Source organism: Pseudomonas sp. FSL L8-0168 (assembly GCF_037976155.1).
Taxonomy (GTDB): domain Bacteria; phylum Pseudomonadota; class Gammaproteobacteria; order Pseudomonadales; family Pseudomonadaceae; genus Aquipseudomonas; species Aquipseudomonas paracarnis.
Genome location: NZ_CP150262.1, coordinates 5,786,019 through 5,807,628 on the forward strand (window position 1 = coordinate 5,786,019; position 21,610 = coordinate 5,807,628).

Consider the following 21,610-nt stretch of genomic DNA (forward strand, 5'->3'; position numbering starts at 1 on the left):
GTTGTGTCCGCTTATTGAACCCTGCATAAGGCTGGTCTATAGCGTGCAGTACTGCATTGATTTATGCGGGGCTCGTTATGACAACTTCACCATTGGCCATCTGTACCGTCATGCTGCTGGATGACCACGAGATGGTTCGCCAAGGTATCGCACTGGGATTGAATGCCGAGGCCGACATTCAGGTGACCGGCTCCTACGGTACGGGCCGGCAACTGCTGGAGGCGCTGGCCCGTCAGCGGGTCGATGTGGTCGTCATGGACTTCGTGCTGGCGCCGTCAGACATCGACGGCCTCAGTCTGCTCCAGACGCTGGGCAGGCGTTTCAGCCAGTGCCGGGCATTGATCGTTTCCTCGGATTATTCGCCTGCGACAGTCTCGCTGGCGCTCAAGGCTGGATGTTGGGGCATTCTGGGTAAGACTCAGAATCTGACCGAGCTGATCACGGCTATCCGAACTGTCGCTCAAGGGCGGCTTTATATACAACCTTGTATGTTGGCGACATTACAGGGCAAACACTCTGCGTTTGATCTCGTCACTGTGAAGTCGACGGTCAATGTTTCAGCGACGCTGTCATTGACCTCCGGGCTCACACCCAAAGAGCGCGAAGTGTTGCGCTGTTTTCTCGATGGCATGTCAGTCAGTTCGATTGCGGCAAAGTTCTCCCGCAGTGCAAGTACTATCAGTACGCAGAAACAATCGGCTTATCGGAAGTTGGGCGTGCGCAATGACAGTGAACTTTTCAAATTCATTCAGCAATTCGGCGGGCCTGAGTAAGCACCGGTCAAAGCGGATCATCCAGGTAGCGCAAGGCCCAGCGTTCGGTGGCCTGGCGTGCAGGTGACAGCAGGTGCGGCGCTACCAGCATCATGACCTGGTACACCACCACTCGTACCTCGCCTTCACGGTCCAGTACGCGTTGGTAATCGAGGGAGAACAGCAGAGTCATGGTGATCTGTTCCACCAACTGCCCCAGTGCCTGGGTGTCACTGACCAGTTGCCCCGCAGCCTTCAACCGCGCCAACAAGGAGGCCAGGGTGCGTTTGAGCGCGGTAAGCAGATTGCGGATCCCCTTGGCCAGCTTCGGCAGGCGCCCGGCCAGGTTCGACAGGTCCTGGAAGAGGAAGCGATAGTGGGCCATGCGCTCGACAATCAGGTGCAAAAACAGCCAGTAGTCCTCAGCCTCCAGTTGCGCATCGGCAGGCGGGTCGAGCAGCGGCGCCAGCTCGCATTGAAAGCGCTCGAACAGCCCCAGTACCAACGGCTCCTTGCCATGGAAGTGGTAGTAGAGGTTACCGGGGCTGATCCCCATTTCATTGGCCACCTCCATGGTCGACACGTTCGGTTCGCCCTTGTGGTTGAACAACTGCAAGGCACATTCAAGGATACGGTCGCGGGTCTTCATCCAGTCTTCTTAATGTGATGTTTGAGCTCATCGCACGCGCACGTAAGTGCCCGGCGCCGCTTCCATCGGTGGGTAATTCTGGTTGCCCAGAGCGGTGAGGGTTTCGCGTTGTACACCGGAGCGTTTTTGCACCCACTCCAGCCACTGCGGCCACCAACTGCCTTCGACGTGCTGGGCGTCGTAATACCAGGCGCGCGGGTCGCTGCTCAGCTTGAGGTTCTCGACGTAGTTGGCCTTGGGGTTACCCGGTGGGTTGAGGATGCTCTGGATATGCCCGCTGTTGGACAGCACGAAGCGCCGCTCGCCACCCAGCAGTTGCGTGGAGCGGTACACCGCGTCCCACGGCGTGATGTGATCGTTGATGCCGGCCACGCTGAAGCTGTCCACCGCGACCTTGCGCAAGTCGATGGGCGTGCCGCATACCTCCAGGCCGCCAGGGTGGCTCAGGGGGTTGTGCTTGAAGAAGTCCAGCAGGTCGCCGTGCAAGGCGGCGGGCAGGCGCGTGTTGTCGTTGTTCCAGTACAGGATGTCGAACGCCGGCGGTTCCTTGCCCAGCAGGTAATTGTTGATCCAGTAGTTCCAGATCAAGTCGTTGGGGCGCATCCAGGCAAACACCTTGGCCATGTCGCGGCCATCCAGCACGCCTTGCTGGTAGGAGCGGCGCTTGGCGGCCTCCAGGGTTTGTTCATCGGCGAATAGGGTTGCGGGGCTATCGATCTGGCTGTCGAGCAGGCTTACCAGGTAACTGGCGCTGGAGATGCGCCGCAACTGGCGCTTGGCTTGCAGGTGGCCTTGCAGCGCGGCGATGGTCAGGCCCCCGGCGCAGGCGCCCATCAGGTTGACCTCGCGGGCGCCAGTGATGGCCCGGCACACGTTGAGCGCTTCTTCCAGCGCCGCCACGTAGGTGGACAGGCCCCATTCGCGATGCCGCACGTCCGGGTTACGCCAGCTGACCATAAAGGTCTGCAGGCCGTTTTTGAGCGCGTATTGCACAAAGCTGTTGGCCGGGCTCAGGTCGAAAATGTAGTACTTGTTGATTTGCGGCGGCACCACCAGCAGTGGCTTGGCGTACTGTTTTTCGCTCATGGGCTTGTATTGGATCAGCTCCAGCAGCTCATTGCGAAACACCACCGAGCCGGGGGTGGTCGCCACGGTCTTGCCCACTTCAAAGGCGTGCTTGCTGACCTGGCGCGGCAAACCGTTGTTGTGCAGCAGGTCTTCGAACAAATTACTCACGCCACGCACTACGCTGTTGCCGCCGGAGTTGAGCAACTCCTTGATCGCCAGCGGGTTGAGCAGGGTGTTGGAAGGGGACACGGCATCGTTGAGCAGGGCGAAGGCGAACTGCGCGCGGGCGCGATCATCGTCACTGAGGGCGCTGTCATCGATCCACTGCCGTGTCTGTTTTTGCCAGCTCAGATAGGCTTGCAAGCTGCGGCGGTACAGCGGGTTGAGCTTCCAGGTGGGGTCGCTGAAGCGATGGTCCCTGGGGTTGGGTTCGTGCACAGTCTCACCCAGCAGCACACGGCCCAGCTGGCCGCCCAGGGCTAGGGCGTGGCGAGCGGTGTGCACCGGGTTGCGCAGGCCGTGCGCGGCGACGGTACGCAGGGTCGACAGCAAGTCCCGGCCGCGCAGGCCGGTGATCGCATTTTGCGCGTTGATGAACGCAGCGGGGGTGGGCGCCGGGTTCGTCACGGGTCTTTCTCGCATGAGCCAACACTCCTTCGTCAAGTCATCAAGCAGGCACGCCAATCCAGAACCATAGTCGGTTCCTGGCAAGTTGCGCGGTGGTGTGGTCCTTCACACCGCCGGTCGCGGATGTATCACGGCGCGCAGGCGCTCCTCCTCCAGAAACTTCATGATGATCGGCGCCACGGCTTCGGCCCGGGTGATCAGGAACAGGTGGCCGTCGTCGATGATGTGCAACTGCGCATTGGGGATGCGCCAGGCGAGCATGCGCATGTTGACCAGCGGGATCAGCGGGTCATCGTCCCCGGCCAGCACCAGGGTGGGCTGGCGGATCTTGTGCAGCCAGTGAATGCTGGTCCAGCCCAGCCCGGCAAACAGTTGCCAGTAGTAACCCAGCTTGCCGGCCGAGCGCACTTTGCTGGCGTGCTCGGCGGCCAGTTTGGAATCTCGGCGGAACGAGCCGCCATAAATCATCGGTGCAATGCGCACCACGTGGGACGGCTGGATATAACGCCTGGGGCTTGCCATCAGCCACAAGACCTTCGGTTTGCCCGGCACCATGAAGGCCCCGGCCGCGGTGGCCGCCAGGATCAATTTCTTGCAGCGCTCGGGGTAGTCATACGCAAATTGCTGGGCCAGCGCTCCGCCCCAGGACACGCCCACGGCATTCACTTGGCCGTAGTCGAGGTAATCGAGCATACGTGCGGTGAGCTTGGCCAGGCCGGGGAAGCGATAGGGTCGGTTCGGCGTCGAGGAACCGCCCACGCCGGGCACGTCGAAGGCGATCACTTCCAGGTCCGGGTCCAGGGCCTGGACGAACGGAAACACCAGCTCAAGGTTGGCGCCGATGCCGTTGAAGATCAGCAGCGGGGTCAAGTGCGGCTTGCCCGGGCGTACCGCCGTGCGGATGGTCTGGCCATCCAGGTCGATGGTACGGAAGATGAACGGTTGCGCCATGCTCAAGCCCTGTGAAGTGGTGCTATTGGTCTGTAGGAACTCGGTCAGTGTGGGAGCTGGCTTGCCTGCGATGGCATTCTTTCAGGCCGCGATTAGTGAGCAGGCCCATTGCTATCGCAGGCAAGCCAGCTCCCACATCTGATCTCATTTCAATCACAAGAATGCCTAGCGTTCATGTACATAGGTACCCGGCGCCGCTTCAGCGGCTGCATAGGTTTTATTGCCTAATGTCGTCGGGGCTTTTTTCAATTTTCCCGCCCGCTCCGCCTGCCACACCTGCCAATGCAGCCACCACGAATCGGTGTGCTTGGTCGCATCTTCTTGCCACTCCAGCGCACTGCCGGCCAGACCCTCGCTGGTCTGGTAGCGCGCTTTGGGGTTGCCCGGCGGGTTGAGGATGCTCTGGATATGCCCGCTGCTGGACAGTACAAACTCGACCTTGCCGCCGAACAACTGCGCTGACTTGTAGCAGGACTGCCACGGCGTGATGTGGTCGTTGGTGCCGGCCAGGGAATAGATATCGGCAGTGACCTGCTTGAGGTCGATGGGCGTGCCGCACACTTCCAGGGCGTTGGCCCGTACCAGTGGGTTGTTTTTGAACAGTTCGATCAGGTCGCCATGGAACGCGGCCGGCAAGCGTGTGGTGTCGTTGTTCCAGAACAGGATGTCGAACACTGGCGGCTCGTTGCCCAGCAGGTAGTTGTTGACCCAATAGTTCCAGATCAAGTCGTTGGGGCGCATCCAGGCAAAGACCTTGGCCATGTCGCGACCTTCCAGCACGCCGGCCTGATAGGAGTGGCGCTTGGCCGCTTCCAGAGTCTGCTCGTCGACAAACAGCGCCACCTGGGTGTCCAGGGTGGTATCCAGCACGCTCACCAGCAGAGTCAGGGCGTTGACCTTCTTCTGCCCCAGCGCCGCGTAGTGGCCCAGCAGCGCCGTGCAGGTGATGCCGCCTGAGCAGGCACCGAGCATATTCACGTCTTTGCTGCCGGTAATCGCCGTGACCACATCGACCGCTTCCTTCAGCGCCTCGATATAGGTGGATAGCCCCCATTCGCGCTGGGCCTTGGTGGGGTTGCGCCAACTGACGATAAAGGTCTGCTGGCCATTACGCAGGCAGAAGCGCGCCAGGCTTTTATCCGGGCACAGGTCGAAGACGTAGAATTTGTTGATCTGCGGCGGCACCACCAGCAGCGGGCGCTCATGCACCTGCTCGGTAATGGGCTTGTACTGGATCAGCTCCAGCACGTCGTTGCGAAACACCACCGCGCCTTCGCTGGTGCCCAGGGTCTTGCCGACTTCAAAGGCGCCCATGTTGACCTGGCTGGGCATGCCGCCGTTGTGCACCATGTCCTTGGCCAGGTGAGACAAACCGTCGAGCAGGCTTTTACCGCCGGTTTCAAAGAAGCGTTTGACCGCCGCCGGGTTGGCCGCGCTGTTGGTGGGGGCCATGGCTTCGGTCATCAGGTTGATCACGAAGTGGCCCCGGCTGATGTCTTGTGCCGACAGGTTGCTGTCGTCGATCCAGTCGTGAAGTTCCTTGCGCCATGCCAGGTAAGTCTGCAAATAACGTTTGTAGAGCGGGTTCTGGCTCCAGGCTGGGTCGTTGAAACGACGGTCGTCGCCCTCGGGCACCAGTGCGGATTTGCCGAACATCACATTCTTCAATTCAACGCCAAAGTGGGCGACGTGCTTGACGCTGTGCAACGGTTGCTTGATGGCTTGGGTCAGCACCATCTTGGCCGAGGCCAATAAATCCTTTTTGCGTAACGCGATGATCGGGTTCAACCCCAGGGTGTTTTCCGAGGCCTGGCGTTTCAAGTCATCGTTATTCTTGTTACTCATCTACGACGCTCCATTGTCCGAAAGACGAGTACCGGCGATTGCTGCGCACCCAATTTCGATACACGACACCAGCCTGGTACTGCGACTCGGGTGACCGTTGATACCGCATCGTCAAATGCAGGGAACTTGCCAGCTCCATTGGTTACCCGAGTTTATTTTTTTTCGCAAGCGGGCCAATCGTTGGCCACGCGACAGGGCATTCAAGCAGATGAAATTAGAAAATGCGCTCTAAACAGCAAGACCGTTGAGCTAGAGCATCAGCCGCACGACCGACTCACTCGGATCGCGGGTTTTACCAGCGGCTTTGAGCTCGGCCAGGTAGTCGGCCCACAAAGCGTCCTGACGTACGGCCAACTGATAGAGGTAGTCCCAGGTGAACAGTCCGCTGTCATGACCGTCGTCGAAGGTCAATTTCAGTGCGTACTGGCCGGCCGGTTCCAGCTTGATCAACCGGACGTTGAGCTTGCCGAATTGCAGGATGGGTTTGCCGTGGCCCTGGACCTCGGCGGAAGGGGAGTGCACCCGCAGGAATTCGGCGGGTAGTTGGTAAACCTCGTCGGGCCCGTAGGTAAGGCCGAGGGTGTTGGAAGTTTTACGCAGGTTTACTGCGGTAGGAAATTTCGACATTGGAGATAACCCTGAAGGAACCGGCCCAAAATGTGGGAGGGACCAATGTGGGAGCCGGGCTTGCCCGCGATGCCGGCACCTCGGTGTTTCAGGAACACTGAGGTGATGCTATCGCAGGCAAGCCAGCGCCCACACAAGCCACTCCCACATTGAGTGAGGCTTACAGGATATAACGAGACAGATCTTCGTTCTGCGCCAATTCGCCCAGGTGGCTGTTCACATAATCGGCATCGATCTTGATCGCTTCGCCATTCTGCGCACCGGCCATGTCGCCGGCGCTGAAGGATACTTCCTCAAGCAGGCGCTCAAGCAAGGTATGCAGGCGACGGGCACCGATGTTCTCGGTCTTTTCATTGACCTGCCAGGCGATCTCCGCCAGGCGCTTGATACCGTCTGCCTGGAATTCGATACCCAGCCCTTCGGTTTTCAGCAGCTCGCGGTACTGCTCGGTGAGCGAGGCATGCGGTTCGCTGAGGATGCGCTCGAAGTCGCCCGGCGTCAGTGCCTTGAGCTCCACCCGAATCGGCAGGCGGCCTTGCAGCTCGGGCACCAGGTCGCTCGGCTTGCTCAGGTGGAAGGCACCGGAGGCGATAAACAGGATGTGGTCAGTCTTGACCATGCCCAGCTTGGTGTTGACCGTGCAGCCTTCGATCAGCGGCAGCAAATCGCGCTGTACGCCTTCGCGGGACACATCCACGCCGCCGGAGTTACCACGCTTGGCCACCTTGTCGATCTCATCGATAAACACAATGCCATGTTGCTCGACCGCTTCCAGGGCCTTGGCCTTGAGTTCTTCCTCATTGACCAGGCGCCCGGCTTCTTCGTCGCGCACCAGCTTGAGCGCTTCTTTCACCTTGAGCTTGCGGCTTTTCTTCTTGCCCTTGCCCATGTTGGCGAACAGGTTCTGCAACTGGCTGGTCATTTCTTCCATGCCAGGCGGGGCAGAGATATCCACGCCGGACACTTCGGCCACTTCGATCTCGATTTCCTTGTCATCCAACTGGCCTTCACGCAGGCGCTTGCGGAACAGCTGGCGGGTGTTGGAATCCGACGAAGGTGCGGCGTCTTCGTTGAAACCCATGCGTGCCGGTGGCAGCAGGGCGTCGAGGATGCGCTCTTCAGCGGCGTCTTCGGCGCGATGGCTGACCTTGGTCACTTCCTGTTCGCGCAGCATCTTCAGGGCGGCGTCAGCCAGATCACGAATGATCGACTCGACATCGCGGCCCACATAGCCAACTTCGGTGAATTTGGTCGCTTCGACCTTGATGAACGGTGCATTGGCCAGTTTGGCCAGCCGCCGAGCGATCTCGGTTTTGCCGACGCCGGTAGGGCCGATCATCAGGATGTTCTTGGGCGTTACTTCAACGCGCAGTTCTTCTGGCAGTTGCATCCGGCGCCAGCGGTTACGCAGCGCAATGGCAACGGCGCGCTTGGCATCGTCCTGGCCGATGATATGGCGGTTGAGTTCATGGACGATTTCGCGGGGAGTCATGGACATAGTGTTTGGCGGCCTCAAGCCTGAATAAGCCCAGGGCTTATTCGGCGAGGTCCTGCTCCTCAATGGTCTGATTGTGGTTGGTGAACACGCAGATATCGCCAGCGATACCCAGGGCGGTCTCGACGATTTCACGGGCCGACAGGTCGGTTTTCTTCAGCAGCGCGCTGGCCGCAGCCTGGGCGTAGCCGCCACCTGAACCCATGGCGATCAAGCCATGCTCGGGTTCAACCACGTCGCCGTTGCCGGTGATGATCAGGGAAGCGTCTTTGTTCGCAACCGCCAGCATAGCCTCCAGGCGGCTGAGGGAGCGGTCGGTGCGCCATTCTTTGGCAAGCTCTACAGCGGCGCGCACCAGGTGGCCCTGGTGTTTCTCAAGCTGGCCTTCGAAGCGTTCGAACAGGGTAAAGGCATCGGCGGTTGCGCCTGCGAAGCCGGCAAGCACCTGGCCGTGGTACAGGCGGCGCACTTTCTTGGCGTTGCCTTTCATCACGGTGTTGCCCAGGGAAACCTGGCCGTCGCCGCCCATGACAACTTTGCCGTGGCGACGTACTGAAACGATGGTGGTCAAGGGGAGAGTCTCCACGCAGCGGGGCGAAAATGCCCTGATGGAAACTCATATGGGGGTGGCGAGGGGGATTTCAACCGTAGGGAGGCAGTGCGGACGAGTGGTGATCGTTCCCACGCTCCGCGTGGTAATGCCGCCTTGGGCGCTCTGCGCCTGCTCTGTGACGCAAAGCGTCAAGGGGCACGTTCCCACGCGGAGCGTGGGAACGATCAGTGGGTATGCGTCAGCGGCTCTGGCGTTGTTGTAACAACAGGTTGCTAAACCCGGCGCCGGCCAATTGCTTTTGCGCCACGGTCAGCTGTTCGCGGTTGCTGAACGGCCCCACCAATACGCGATACCAGGTCGCGTCCTTCACCGTGCCGGACTCAACCGATACCGATTGGCCCAACAGAATGATCTGTGCGCGTACACGGTCCGCATCCGCCTGTTTCGGGAACGAGCCCGCTTGCAGGAAGAACTTGGTCACCGGCGCCGCCTTGGTTGCAGCCACTGGCGGTGCTGGCGGCGGCGTGATACCGGCCAGCGCGGCCTGGGCGCGCGCCGTGTCGATTTTCGCCGCTTCTGCTGGGGTTACCGGCGTGGTTGGCACTTGTGGCGTCGGCAGGGTTTTTTCCGGCACGGCGTCAGGCGGCACGATCACTTCCGATTCCGGCAGCAGCGTGTAGAAGTCGTACTTGGGCTTTACCGGTGCGGTCGGGCTCGGCGCGGTCTTGTTGGCTTCGGCGATTTTCGTGGCCTTTTGCTGCTCCTGTTTGACGCGCTTGACGTCATCGCCCTGGCCGGGCTCCAGCTTCATCAGAAACACGATAAATGCGCCGACCGTCAGGCCGATGGCCATCCACAACCAACCCGGAATCGGTTGCTTCGCCGGGGCCTGGTAGCGGCTGGCGCCGCGCTTGGGTGCAGGTTTTTTCTTGGCAGCCAACTTACATACGCTCCAGAGTTTCCAGGCCCAAGAGTTCCAGGCCTTGCTTGAGGGTGCGTCCAGCCAATGCGGCAAGGCGCAGGCGACTTTGTTTCTGGGCTTCGTCGTCGGCGGTCAGGATCGGGCAGTTCTCGTAGAAGCTGGAGAACAGGCCGGCCACTTCGTACAAATAGGTGCACAGGATGTGCGGCGTGCCTTTTTCGCCAACGCTGTTGAGCACTTCGCCAAATTGCGCGAGCTTGGCCGCCAGTTCCTGTTCGTGGGCGGCGTCCAGCGCGATCTGGCCCTCGACTTCGCTGAAGTCCTTGCCCAGCTTGCGAAATACCCCGGCCACGCGGGTGTAGGCGTACAGCAGGTACGGCGCGGTGTTGCCTTCGAAGTTGAGCATCAGGTCGAAGTTGAAGCTGTAGTCGCTGGTGCGGTGCTTGGACAGGTCGGCGTATTTCACCGCGCCAATGCCCACCACGCGGGCAATATTACGCAGGTCGGCCTCGGCCAGCTCCGGGTTCTTTTCCTTCACCAGGTTGTAGGCACGTTCCTGGGCTTCGGTCAGCAGGTCGATCAGCTTCACGGTGCCGCCGTCGCGGGTCTTGAAGGGGCGGCCATCGGCGCCGTTCATGGTGCCAAAGCCCATGTGCTCCATATGCATCGGGTGGGTGACGAAACCGGCGCGACGGGCCACTTCGAACACCTGCTGGAAGTGCAGGGCCTGGCGCTGGTCGACGAAGTACAGCGCACGGTCAGCCTTGAGCACGCCACTGCGGTAACGCACGGCGGCCAGGTCAGTGGTGGCGTAGAGGTAGCCGCCATCGGCCTTGACGATGATCACCGGCAGCGGCTCGCCGTCGGCGGTCTTGAATTCTTCGAGGAACACGCACTGGGCGCCGTTGCTTTCGACCAGCAGGCCTTTGGCCTTGAGGTCGTTGACCACGTTGATCAGGTCGTCGTTATAGGCGCTTTCGCCCATCACGTCGGCCATGGTCAGTTTCACGTTGAGCAGCTCGTAGATTTCCTGGCAATGGGACAGGGAAATTTCACGGAAGCGGTTCCACAGCGCCAGGCACTCTTCGTCGCCGGCTTGCAGCTTGACCACCAGGCCCCGTGCGCGGTCGGCGAACTCTTCAGACTCGTCAAACCGCTTTTTGGCGGCGCGGTAGAAGTTTTCCAGGTCGGCCAGCTCGTTGCTGGTGATCGGGTTTTCCTGCAGGTAGGCCATCAGCATGCCGAACTGGGTACCCCAGTCGCCCACGTGATTCTGGCGGATCACGGTGTCGCCGAGGAATTCCAGCACCCGTGCCACGCCGTCGCCAATGATGGTGGAGCGCAGGTGGCCCACGTGCATTTCCTTGGCCAGGTTCGGCGCCGACAGGTCGATGACCACGCGCTGGCTGTCGCCGGCCTTGCGTGCACCGATGCGGGCATCGGCCAGGGCAGCATCCAGGCGTGACGCCAGGGCCTGGGTGTTCTGAAAGAAGTTAATAAAGCCAGGGCCGGCGATTTCGGCCTTGGTGACACTCGCGTCAGCCGGCAGGGCTGCGATGATTTTTTCTGCCAGGTCACGCGGCTTCATGCCGGCCGGCTTGGACAGCATCATCGCGATGTTGCTGGCGAAGTCGCCATGGGTCTTGTCGCGGGTGTTCTCCACCTGGATCGCCGGCGACAGGCCTTCAGGCAACACACCTTCGTTGACGAGTTGGGTGAGGGCTTGTTGGATCAGCTGGCGAATGGTGTCTTTCATGGTGTTCTCTTTCGACCGCAAGCGGCGGCGCGCGATGCGCAGGTGGAAAAACTGGGCATTATCCGTGGCGAGGGCGGGCTTGCCAACCGTTCAGACTATATGGCGGACCTGCGGGCCTCTTCGCGGGCAAGCCCGCTCCCACATTTAAGGGTATTCACATTTCATAATGTGCGAGCTGGCTTGCCTGCGATGACGTAATTACCCTCAATACAAATCTACCGGGTCTACATCCAACGACCATCGCACCTGCCGACCGCTGGGCAGTTGCTCCAGCTCAAGCATCCAGCGACTTAATAGCCGATGCAGCGGCGCGCGGGAGGTTGCCTGCAAGAGTAGCTGAGCGCGATAACGCCCGGCGCGCCGCTCCATGGGCGCTGGCACCGGGCCGAGTAGTTCGATGCCACTGAGGGCCAGTTCGCCCAATAAACGTTCGGCGGCGCTGCAGGCCTCATCAAGAAAGCCTTCGGCCTGCCCGGGTTTGTGGGCTTCGGCACGCAGCAGCGCCAGGTGCGCAAAGGGCGGCAGGCCGGCGGCGCGGCGTTCGCTCAAGGCCTGCTCGGCGAAGGCAAAGTAGCCTTGTTCCGTCAGTTGAATCAGCAGCGGGTGGTCGGCCAGGTGCGTCTGGATAATCACCCTGCCTGGCTCTTCGGCCCGCCCGGCGCGCCCTGCCACCTGCACGATCAACTGCGCCATGCGTTCGCTGGCGCGAAAATCCCCGGAGAACAGCCCGCCATCGGCATCCAGGATCGACACCAGGGTCACCCGTGGGAAGTGATGCCCTTTGGCAAGCATCTGCGTGCCCACCAGAATGCACGGTTGGCCCTTGTGGATGGTGGTGAACAGTTGGTTCATAGCGTCTTTGCGCGACGTGCTGTCGCGGTCGACCCGCAGCACCGGGTAATCCGGGAACAGAATGCCCAGGCGTTCTTCGGCGCGCTCGGTGCCGGCGCCCACGGGCCGCAGGTCCACCTTGCCGCACTGCGGGCAATGGCGCGGTACCCGTTCCACATGGCCGCAGTGATGGCAGCGTAACTCGCCGTGGCGCTGGTGCACGGTCATGCGCGCATCGCAGCGCTCGCAGCCGGACATCCAGCCGCAGTCATGGCACAGCAGCGTCGGGGCAAAGCCGCGGCGGTTGAGAAATACCAATACTTGCTGGCCGGCGGCCAGGGTCTGGCCAATGGCCTGTTGCATCGGGCCGGAAATCCCGCTGTCCAGCGGGCGGCTTTTCACGTCCAGGCGCAGGAAACGCGGTTGTTTGGCGCCGCCGGCGCGCTCGTTCAGGCGCAGCAGCCCGTAACGGCCGGTGTAGGCGTTGTGCAGACTTTCCAGGGACGGCGTGGCCGAGCCCAGCACAATCGGGATGTCTTCCTGGCGGGCGCGCACCAGCGCGAGGTCGCGGGCGTGGTAGCGCAAACCTTCCTGCTGTTTATAGGAGCCATCGTGCTCCTCGTCGACGATGATCAGCCCGGGGTTTTTCATCGGCGTGAACAGTGCTGAGCGCGTGCCGATAATAATGTCGGCCTCGCCGTCCCGCGCCGCCAGCCACGACTCCAGGCGTTCACGGTCATTGACCGCTGAGTGCACCAGGGCGATCCGGGCATTGAAGCGTTGCTCGAAACGCGCCACGGTCTGCGGGCCCAGATTGATCTCGGGGATCAGCACCAGTGCCTGCTTGCCCGCCTGCAGGGTTTCGCGGATCAGTTGCAAATAGACTTCGGTCTTGCCGCTGCCGGTGACGCCGGCTAGCAGGAACGCGTGGAAACTGTCGAAACCGGCGCGAATCGCCTCATACGCGGCGCGTTGCTCGGGGTTCAGCGGCAACTCCGGCTGGGCCAGCCAGTGTTCGTGGCGCGGGTCCGGGGCGTGCTTGCGGATTTCCACCTGCACCAGGCCCTTGGCCAGCAGCAGGTCGAGGCTGTCTTTGCTCAGCATCAGCTTGCTTAATAGCTGATGGGCCACGCCGTGTGGATGCTGCGCCAAGGTGGCCAGGGCCTCACGCTGGCGCGGGGCGCGGGCGATGCGCGGGTCTTCGAGGCGTGCGCCGGGCGCCATCGACCAGAAACGCTCCTGACGCGCTTCGGCCAGTTCGCCCTGGCGCAGCAGCACCGGCAGCGCCCAGCTCAAGGTATCGCCCAGGCTGTGTTGGTAATACTGCGCGGTCCACAGGCACAGCTTGAACAGCGCGGGCGGCAGCGGCGGTGTGGCGTCGAGCAGGGCAATAGCCGGCTTGAGCTTTTCGGCAGGCACTTCGCTGTGGTCGGTAACTTCCACCAGAATGCCGATCATTTCCCTGCGCCCGAACGGCACGCGCACGCGCATGCCTGGCTGCAACTGCGCACGCGACACGCCGGGCGGGGCCCGGTAATCGAACAGGCGGCGCAGGGGCGAGGGCAGGGCTAGGCGCAAAATGGCGTCGGGCACGCGAGGAGTCTCATCTATTAAGGCAGCGGTGGCGCAGGGGCGGGAGCCTAGCAGACCGGGGTTGTCACGTCTCCAGTACTGGAACCGGATCTTGTGGGAGCTGGCTTGCCTGCGAAAGCGCTAGTGCAGTAACAGATGCAGTGACTGACACACCGCCTTCGCGGGCAAGCCCGGCTCCCACATTGACGGCGGTGTGTCAGGAATATCTGATGAAAGGGAGCTTTCGGCCATTACCGCCGCTTGCGCGATTAAAAAGGTCTGGTAGAATCCGCGGCCTAATTACGTGCGGTATTCGACAATAGTGTCGAGTGGCGGCACGCTAGCCTGAGGAAGTGCCATGAAAGCCGATATCCATCCAGCGTACGAAACCATCCAAGTCACCTGCAGCTGCGGCAACAAGTTCGAAACTCGTTCGAACCTGTGCAAGCCACTGGGTACTGACGTATGCAACGAGTGCCACCCGTTCTACACCGGTAAGCAGAAAACTCTGGACACCGGCGGCCGCGTACAGCGCTTCGCAGATCGCTTTGGTGCTTTCGGCAAGAAGCCTGCTACTCCAGCAGAGTAAGGTTCAAGAGCCTTATGGGCTTTTACCCGCTGTTGAAAAAGGCGTCCCTTGTGGGCGCCTTTTTTGTGCCTGGAATTTGGCTGGTGACCGCTGAGGCCGATGCATTCTGCCCCGCCCCGGCAGCTATCGCCCGCGTTGAGGTGCAGCGTGTGGTGGATGGCGACACAGTACGCCTCAAGGATGGTCGCAGCGTACGTATGATCGGCCTCAATGCGCCGGAAACCGGCAAGAAGGGCCGTCCAGACGAGCCATTTGCCGTCGCCGCACGCCAGCGCCTGCAGGCGTTGGTCAAGGCCAGTGATGGGCGTGTCGGCCTGGTGCCGGGGCGCGAAGGCAAAGATCATTACGGGCGCACCCTGGCTTACCTCTACGGCGCCAATGGCGAGAACCTGGAGGCGCAACTGCTGGCCGAGGGCCTGGGGTACCAGGTGGGCGTGGCGCCGAACGTGGACCTGGTGGCCTGCCAGCAGGCGGCCGAAAACAGCGCCCGCCAGTCACGGCTCGGCCTGTGGCGCCAATCGCCGGTGCAAAACGTGGCCAATCTCAAGCGCTCCGGGTTTGCCCTGGTGGCTGGTCGGGTCAGCAAGATCGAGCGCAATCGCGGCGGAATCTGGATTGAACTGCAGGGTTCACTGGTATTACGCATTGCGCCCGAGCTGATCAGCCAGTTCGATACGGCCATGCTCAATGGTCTGCAAGGCCGCACCCTTGAGGCGCGTGGCTGGGTGCAGGATCGTTCCCGCCGTGGCGGCCTGAAAAAAGGCCAAGCACGCTGGCTGTTGCCAATAACCGACTCTCGCATGCTGAAATCGACGCTTTGAATAAAAAATTGTAGACATTTTTTATTTCGATTGTGAACAGTTGAGCCCTTGTATCCCGTGGCTCTTGGCCAAAAGTCGTAGCCCAGGGCCCTTGACACCTGTGACTGCCCAGTCTTGTAGGGACTTTACGACACGCGTATCCTCGGCGGTCCGTCGACCAACAGTAAAAGCGGAATGCCGATATGTCTGATTTGAAAACTGCCGCTCTCGAATACCATGCCAATCCTCGTCCAGGAAAGCTGAGTGTAGAGCTCACCAAAGCCACTGCCACTGCCCGCGACCTGTCGCTGGCCTACAGCCCTGGTGTTGCCGAACCCGTACGTGAAATCGCCCGTGACCCAGAGCTGGCGTACAAGTACACCGGCAAAGGCAACCTGGTTGCAGTGATTTCCGATGGCACCGCGATTCTGGGCCTGGGTAACCTCGGCCCATTGGCTTCCAAGCCAGTCATGGAAGGCAAGGGCGTGCTGTTCAAGCGCTTTGCCGGCATCGACGTTTTCGACATCGAAGTCGATTCCGAAAGCCCGCAGGCGTTCATCGACACCGTCAAGCGCATTTCCATCACGTTCGGTGGCATCAACCTGGAAGACATCAAGGCACCTGAGTGCTTCGAGATCGAAAAGGCCCTGATCGAGCAGTGCGACATTCCGGTATTCCACGATGACCAGCACGGCACCGCGATCGTTACCGCAGCCGGCATGATCAACGCCCTGGAAATCGCTGGCAAAACCCTGGGCGAGGCGAAAATCGTCTGCCTGGGCGCCGGTGCCGCGGCCATTTCCTGCATGAAGCTGATCATCAGCATGGGCGCCAAGCTGGAAAACATCTATATGGTCGACAGCAAGGGCGTGATCCAGTCCGAGCGTACCGACCTGAACCAGTACAAGGCGATGTTTGCCCATCCGTCCTCCAAGCGCACCCTGGCTGACGCCCTCGACGGTGCCGACGTGTTCGTTGGCCTGTCCGGCCCGAACTTGCTGAGCGCTGAAGGCCTGAAATCCATGGCGCCGAACCCTATCGTGTTCGCCTGCTCCAACCCGGATCCGGAAATTTCTCCTGAGCTGGCCCACGCCACTCGCAGCGACGTGATCATGGCCACCGGCCGTTCGGACTACCCGAACCAGGTCAACAACGTATTGGGCTTCCCGTTCATCTTCCGTGGTGCCCTGGACGTTCGCGCCAAGCGTATCAACGAAGAAATGAAAGTGGCCGCTGCCAACGCCCTGCGTGAACTGGCCAAGCTGCCGGTACCTCAGGACGTGTGCGACGCCTACGGTGGCGCCAAGCTGGAATTCGGTCGTGAGTACATCATTCCAAAACCAATGGATAAGCGCCTGATCACCCTGATCTCCGATGCCGTGGCCAAGGCCGCGATCGAGACTGGTGTGGCTACCCTGCCGTATCCAAAGAACTACCCGCTGCAGAGCGTGGATGATGTGTTCAACGGCTAAGCCGTTATAGCGCACCAACAAAAAGCCCCGGCTGAGTGATCAGTCGGGGCTTTTTTGTGGGTAGCGATTCACGAGAGGCTTTGGCTGATCATTCCCACGCTCTGCGTGGGAATGCCCACCTGGACGCTCCGCGTCTGCTTTTGAGGTCGTGACGCAGAGCGTCACAGGATGCATTCCCACGCGGAGCGTGGGAACGATCGGCCGATCAGCGTGATCAGGTCAGAACAAATCGATCGGCGCGCCTTCATCCGCCGGCAGTGGGCTGCCCGGCACTGCGCCGTTGCCCAGTTCGTTGACCGACGGCGGTGTGTCTTCGCTCTTGAACAGCTCGAAGTACGCATTCGGCGTGCTCGGTGAAGCTGCGCGGCCACTGATCGGGTCTATGCGCAGGCTGAGGATGCCTTCCGGCTCTGGCTGGGTATGCAGCGGCTTGTCCTTGAGCGCTGCGCCCATGTAGCTCATCCAGATCGGCAGGGCGACGGTGCCACCAAACTCGCGGCGGCCCAGGCTTTCAGGCTGGTCATAGCCGGTCCACACGGTGGTCACGTAGTCGCCGTTGTAGCCGGAGAACCAGGCGTCCTTGGATTCGTTGGTGGTACCGGTCTTGCCAGCGATATCCGCGCGGCCCAGGGCCAGTGCGCGGCGGCCGGTGCCCTTCTTGATCACGTCTTGCAGGATGCTGTTGAGGATGTAGGTAGTACGGCCATCCACGATGCGCTCGGCAACCGCTGGCGCTTGCGGTTCGGCCGGTGCGCTGGCGTTTGCGGCCGACGGCGTGCCTGGCGTCGGCTCGATGGTGATACCGCCGTTGCTCGGTGCCGCAAGGCCGTCGGTTGCCGCCACGCCATTGACCACATCACCCGGTACCCGTGGCGGATTGGCAATAAACAGGGTGTCGCCATTGCGGCTTTCGATCTTGTCGATCAGGTAAGGCGCGATCTTGTAGCCGCCGTTGGCAAAGGTGCTCCAGCCGGTGGCGATTTCCATCGGCGTGAGGGTTGCGGTACCCAGGGCCAGGGACAGGTTCGGCGGCAGGTCCGACTTGGCGAAGCCAAAGCGCGTCATGTAGTCGATGGTCTTGCCTACGCCCATCGCCTGCAACAGGCGAATCGACACCAGGTTGCGCGACTTGTACAGCGCCTCGCGGATACGGATCGGGCCGAGGAACGTGTTGGTGTCATTTTTCGGGCGCCAGACCTTGTCCAGGTATTCGTCGACAAACACGATTGGCGCGTCGTTGACCAGGCTGGCGGCGGTGTAGCCGTTGTCCAGTGCCGCACTGTAGACGAACGGCTTGAAGCTGGAGCCTGGCTGGCGCTTGGCCTGGGTAGCGCGGTTGTAGTTGCTCTGCTCAAAGGCAAAACCGCCGACCAGCGCACGGATCGCACCGTTCTGCGGGTCCAGGGACACCAGGGCGCCCTGGGCGAGCGGCACCTGGCTGAATTTGAGGCTGTCATCCTTCTGGCGTTGCACGCGGATCAGATCACCCACCTGGGCCACGTCGGAGGGCTGCTTGGGCATCGCGCCCATGCTGTTGGTGTTCAGGAACGGGCGCGCCCACTTCATGCTGTCCCAGGCTACATGGGCTTCGCCAGAACGGGTCAGCACTTGGATGCCGTCTTTCGATACCTGGGTAACGATGGCCGGGTCCAGGCCGCTGATCGAACGCTGTTTGCTCAGTTCGGTGGTCCAGGCACTCAGGGTCTTGCCCGGCAGGCGCGACTCGGGACCGCGGTAGCCGTGACGCTGGTCATAAGTAATCAGGCCTTCATGTACCGAATGGTTGGCGATTTCCTGCAAGTTGCTCGGCACCGTCGTGGTGACGCGGAAACCTTCGGTGTAGGCCTCGCTGCCATAACGGCCAACCATCTCGGCGCGGGCCATTTCAGCGATATAGGGTGCATTCACTTCGGGCGTCGGCACGTGATAGCTGGCATTCAGCGGCTCGGCCACGGCGCTTTCATAAGCGGCCTGGTCGATCTTGCCCAGCTTGTACATGCGGCCCAGGATCCAGTCGCGGCGTTCTTTGCTGCGCGCCGGGTTGGCCAGCGGGTTGAAGCGCGAAGGTGCCTTGGGCAGGCCAGCAATCATGGCCATCTGCGCCAGGCTGGCGTCACGAATCGACTTGCCGTAATAGACCTGGGACGCGGCCTCGATGCCGTAGGCGCGGTTGCCCAAGTAGATTTTGTTGACGTACAGCTCGAGGATTTCATCCTTGGTCAGCTGGCGTTCGATCTGCAGCGCCAACAGGATTTCGGTGGCCTTGCGGGAAAAGCTGCGCTCGCTGGTGAGGAAGAAGTTCTTCGCCACCTGCATGGTGATGGTGCTGCCGCCCGATTGAATGTGTCCGCTTTTTACCAGTTGTGTGGCTGCACGCACCAGGCTGCTGGGGTCTACGCCGTAGTGGTTGGCGAAATTATCGTCTTCGGCGGACAGCAATGCGCTGATGAAATTGGGTGGAATGTCGGCGAAACGGATCGGTGTGCGGCGCATTTCGCCGAACTCCGCGATTAACTTGTCATCGCTGCTGTAGACCCGCAAAGGAATCTGCAACTGGATACTTCTGAGGGCCTCTACGGAGGGCAAACCCGGACTAAGGTAGAGGTAGGCCCCGCTGAATACGAGCAGCAGCCCGCAGACGATGGCGACAATGGAGTACCCGAAAAACTTCAGCAGACGAATCAAGGCTTTTGGATTTCCAGAGAAAAGAAAGAGTTACGCGTCGGGGCATGCATGGCAAACGATGGATCGACCCGGGCAGCAGATAAAAAGCGGGAAAAAACGCTGGGCATTAAAGCATTTTTCGGCTTGGGGCGTCATTCGCGAGCCTTGAACAAGCCGACCGAATGCAAGGTGCCTGGCAGCAATCAGGCGAGATGACAGCCGGTATGACAGGGAAAGTTTTGGGGAGTTTTATGGGAAAGGGATTTTTCAGGCGAAAAGTCGACACGGTGTTGGGGGTCGATATCAATGACAGTGGCATCAAGCTGATCGAACTGGGCCGTTCATCCGGCGGTTTCAGCGTCCAGGGCTACGCCACGCAAGTGCTGGCGCCCCACGCGGTGGTCGACGGCACCCTGCTGGACCTTGAGGGTGTGGGCCGGGGGCTGCAACAGGCGCTGTCGCGCCTGGGTACCTCGGCCCGGTACGCCGCCGTGGCGGTTGCGGGCCCGTCGGTAATTACCCGGCTGATTGACATGGACGCAGGCCTCAGCGACGAGGAAATGGCCTGGAAGATCCAGATGGAAGCCGACCAGTTCATCCCTTATCCATTGGATGAAGTGGCCATCGACTTTCAGGTTCAAGGGCCATCGGCTCAAGGCCCACAGTGGGTGGAGGTGATGCTGGCGGCGTGCCTGCGCGAGCAGGTCGAAGCGCGCGAGGCGGTTTTGGCCCTGGCGGGGCTGGTGCCGCGGGTGGTTGATGTAGAAGGGTTTGCATTGCAGCGCGCTTGCCTTCAGGATTTTGCCAGCTTCACGCCGGGTCACAGAGTCGATGGTGCACAATGGGCCTTGGATGCCCAAGGGATGGGAGTGGCTTGCGGGCTGGCCCTGAGGAGTTTCGCTGGATGACACGAATCAATCTTTTGCCTTGGCGCCAGGCCCTGGCGGAGCGCAGGCGCAAATACCTGTTGGTGCTATTGCTGGCGTTTGCCTGCATGGCGCTCGCGGCATTGTGGTTGGCTGATCAAGTGATCGACCAGGCGATAGACCGGCAGGTAAGCCGCAACAGCCGCCTGGAAGAGCACATCGCCACCCAGGACTCGCGCATCAAGACGATCGACGATCTTCAGGAGCGAAGCCAGCAACTGGCCGAACGCATGAAGGTGGTTCAGGACCTGCACGATGCCCGCTCTTCCGGGGCTCGATTGTTCGAGCAATTGGCGCGTGCGGTGCCTGAAGGTGTCCATCTGCATGAGGTGGTCGCAAACGGCGACACCATCAGCATTCGCGGCACGGCTGAAAGCAACCAGGATATCGCCCGTTTGATGCAGCAGCTCAAGCCAACCCAGGGTTCCAGTTCGACCCGTCTGCAGCGCGTGCAGGCCGAAGGTGCGCGCGGCGAAAGCGAATTTCAGCTGATGGTGCGCCAGGGAGAATCCAGCGAGGCGCAACCATGAGCCTGCCCAGGCTCGATTTTTCCACGCTCTCTTACAACGCTGCTAAATGGTCCCTGCCGGGCAAGGTGCTGCTTGGCTGTGCGCTGGCCGGCCTGGTGCTGGTGCTGGGCGAGGTTTCGCATGGGGGGCCGCAGCGGGAGCGATTGCACGGGCTTGAGGCGCGGGAGCAGGCGCTGCAGCAGCAACTCACAGAAAAGTCCGACCTGGCCGCGAGCCTTGAGCTGCGCACCCGGCAAGTCCGGAGCATGGAAGACAACCTTGCCAGCCTTCTAGGGCAATTGCCCGGCGAGTCCGAGCTGCCTGCCGTGCTGGAAGACATCGCCCGGCTGGCGGCTGCCCATGGGGTGTGGGTCGAAGGCATCACCGTGCTGGATGAAGCGCCTCGGCAGCTTTATATCGAACAACCCATGCAGATAAGCGCGTCCGGGGTTTACCACGACCTGGCGACGTTTGTCAGTGCCTTGGGTGGGTTGCCGCGGGTCGTTACCGTGCAGGATGTTGCGCTCGGGCATCAGGGTGCCTTGTTGCGTCTGAACATGCTCGCCAAGACCTATCGCAGCACCCTGCAAAACGGCAAGGCCCGCCAGGTGCTCGACCCAGGGCCGCAATTTGTCTACGAGCCCTCGTCCTTGCGCGACCCGTTCACGCCGCCCGCTTTGCAGGCACCCCACGTTCCGGGCCGGCCGGCCCTTGCCCCGGATTTCACCCGGCCACGGGGACTGTTGGAGGGTATGCGCCTCGATCAGTTCGAAATGGTCGGCACGTTGTCCCGTGGTGCGCAGGCCTTTGCCTTGTTGCGGGCTGGGGCCAGGGTGTATCGGCTGGCGGTGGGTGATTACCTGGGGCTGGACCATGGCCAGGTCACGGCCATTCAAGACGCTGCTGTCGAGCTGGTGGAGCTGTTTCCCGATGGACAGGGTGCCTGGCTGGAACGCCCGCGAACCCTTGTGCTGAACGTCAACTCATAACGGAATCAAACAA

At 61.2% G+C, this 21,610-nt stretch carries 18 protein-coding genes; 7 read left to right on the top strand and 11 right to left on the bottom strand.

What is annotated here, in order from left to right:
• The first annotated feature begins 110 nt into the window (after positions 1-110).
• Positions 111-773: a response regulator transcription factor gene (locus MHH62_RS26545; RefSeq protein ID WP_044483550.1), complete on the top strand. Its 663-nt coding sequence runs from the start codon at positions 111-113 to the stop codon at positions 771-773.
• Positions 774-780: 7 nt separating this feature from the next.
• On the opposite strand, the gene MHH62_RS26550 is transcribed toward MHH62_RS26545, so the two are convergent.
• The 10 genes from MHH62_RS26550 to MHH62_RS26595 form a co-directional block, all read right to left on the bottom strand.
• Entirely contained in the window at positions 781-1,401 is a 621-nt protein-coding gene (locus MHH62_RS26550; RefSeq protein ID WP_020302373.1) for a TetR/AcrR family transcriptional regulator, read from the bottom strand.
• A gap of 27 nt (positions 1,402-1,428) precedes the next feature.
• Positions 1,429-3,111, bottom strand: coding sequence for a class II poly(R)-hydroxyalkanoic acid synthase (gene phaC / locus MHH62_RS26555; protein ID WP_019820033.1), 1,683 nt, complete (start codon positions 3,109-3,111; stop codon positions 1,429-1,431).
• A 90-nt stretch (positions 3,112-3,201) separates the two neighbouring features.
• Complete coding sequence (gene phaZ / locus MHH62_RS26560) at positions 3,202-4,047, bottom strand: poly(3-hydroxyalkanoate) depolymerase (RefSeq protein WP_019820034.1); 846 nt, start codon at positions 4,045-4,047, stop codon at positions 3,202-3,204.
• A gap of 165 nt (positions 4,048-4,212) precedes the next feature.
• Positions 4,213-5,892: a class II poly(R)-hydroxyalkanoic acid synthase gene (gene phaC, locus MHH62_RS26565; RefSeq protein WP_014716570.1), complete on the bottom strand. Its 1,680-nt coding sequence runs from the start codon at positions 5,890-5,892 to the stop codon at positions 4,213-4,215.
• A gap of 249 nt (positions 5,893-6,141) precedes the next feature.
• Complete coding sequence (locus MHH62_RS26570; RefSeq protein ID WP_339232154.1) at positions 6,142-6,519, bottom strand: DUF971 domain-containing protein; 378 nt, start codon at positions 6,517-6,519, stop codon at positions 6,142-6,144.
• A 160-nt stretch (positions 6,520-6,679) separates the two neighbouring features.
• Positions 6,680-8,017 carry an ATP-dependent protease ATPase subunit HslU gene (gene hslU, locus MHH62_RS26575; protein WP_003171208.1) on the bottom strand — a complete coding sequence of 446 codons (1,338 nt, stop codon included), beginning with the start codon at positions 8,015-8,017 and terminating at the stop codon, positions 6,680-6,682.
• Between the two features lie 37 nt (positions 8,018-8,054).
• Complete coding sequence (gene hslV / locus MHH62_RS26580) at positions 8,055-8,585, bottom strand: ATP-dependent protease subunit HslV (protein WP_003171209.1); 531 nt, start codon at positions 8,583-8,585, stop codon at positions 8,055-8,057.
• Between the two features lie 220 nt (positions 8,586-8,805).
• On the bottom strand, positions 8,806-9,507 hold the full coding sequence (locus MHH62_RS26585) for an SPOR domain-containing protein (protein WP_003187899.1): 702 nt from the start codon (positions 9,505-9,507) through the stop codon (positions 8,806-8,808).
• A 1-nt stretch (position 9,508) separates the two neighbouring features.
• Positions 9,509-11,245, bottom strand: coding sequence for an arginine--tRNA ligase (gene argS / locus MHH62_RS26590; protein WP_019817938.1), 1,737 nt, complete (start codon positions 11,243-11,245; stop codon positions 9,509-9,511).
• 204 nt (positions 11,246-11,449) lie between these two features.
• Entirely contained in the window at positions 11,450-13,669 is a 2,220-nt protein-coding gene (locus MHH62_RS26595; RefSeq protein WP_038448547.1) for a primosomal protein N', read from the bottom strand.
• A gap of 337 nt (positions 13,670-14,006) precedes the next feature.
• Between MHH62_RS26595 and rpmE the strand changes: the two genes are divergently transcribed.
• The 3 genes from rpmE to MHH62_RS26610 all read left to right on the top strand — a co-directional run bounded on the left by rpmE (position 14,007) and on the right by MHH62_RS26610 (position 16,509).
• Positions 14,007-14,237, top strand: a complete 231-nt coding sequence (gene rpmE, locus MHH62_RS26600; protein WP_014716575.1) for a 50S ribosomal protein L31 — start codon at positions 14,007-14,009, stop codon at positions 14,235-14,237.
• Positions 14,238-14,251: 14 nt separating this feature from the next.
• Entirely contained in the window at positions 14,252-15,058 is an 807-nt protein-coding gene (locus MHH62_RS26605; RefSeq protein ID WP_014716576.1) for a thermonuclease family protein, read from the top strand.
• Between the two features lie 182 nt (positions 15,059-15,240).
• On the top strand, positions 15,241-16,509 hold the full coding sequence (locus MHH62_RS26610; protein WP_014716577.1) for a malic enzyme-like NAD(P)-binding protein: 1,269 nt from the start codon (positions 15,241-15,243) through the stop codon (positions 16,507-16,509).
• A gap of 219 nt (positions 16,510-16,728) precedes the next feature.
• Here MHH62_RS26610 and MHH62_RS26615 read toward each other — a convergent pair whose 3' ends face one another.
• Positions 16,729-19,194, bottom strand: a complete 2,466-nt coding sequence (locus tag MHH62_RS26615) for a penicillin-binding protein 1A (RefSeq protein WP_032904092.1) — start codon at positions 19,192-19,194, stop codon at positions 16,729-16,731.
• Positions 19,195-19,424: 230 nt separating this feature from the next.
• On the opposite strand from MHH62_RS26615, the gene pilM reads away from it, so the two are divergent.
• From pilM to MHH62_RS26630, 3 genes are read left to right on the top strand one after another with little or no spacing between them, the layout of a single operon-like run.
• Entirely contained in the window at positions 19,425-20,081 is a 657-nt protein-coding gene (pilM, locus tag MHH62_RS26620) for a type IV pilus assembly protein PilM (protein WP_032873526.1), read from the top strand.
• Positions 20,078-20,629, top strand: a complete 552-nt coding sequence (locus MHH62_RS26625) for a PilN domain-containing protein (RefSeq protein ID WP_014716579.1) — start codon at positions 20,078-20,080, stop codon at positions 20,627-20,629. Before pilM ends, MHH62_RS26625 begins: the two co-directional genes overlap by 4 nt.
• A complete protein-coding gene (locus MHH62_RS26630) occupies positions 20,626-21,597 on the top strand; it encodes a pilus assembly protein PilP (RefSeq protein WP_032904090.1) in 972 nt (323 codons plus the stop codon). The genes MHH62_RS26625 and MHH62_RS26630 overlap by 4 nt, the downstream gene beginning before the upstream one ends.
• The last annotated feature ends 13 nt before the right edge of the window (positions 21,598-21,610 follow it).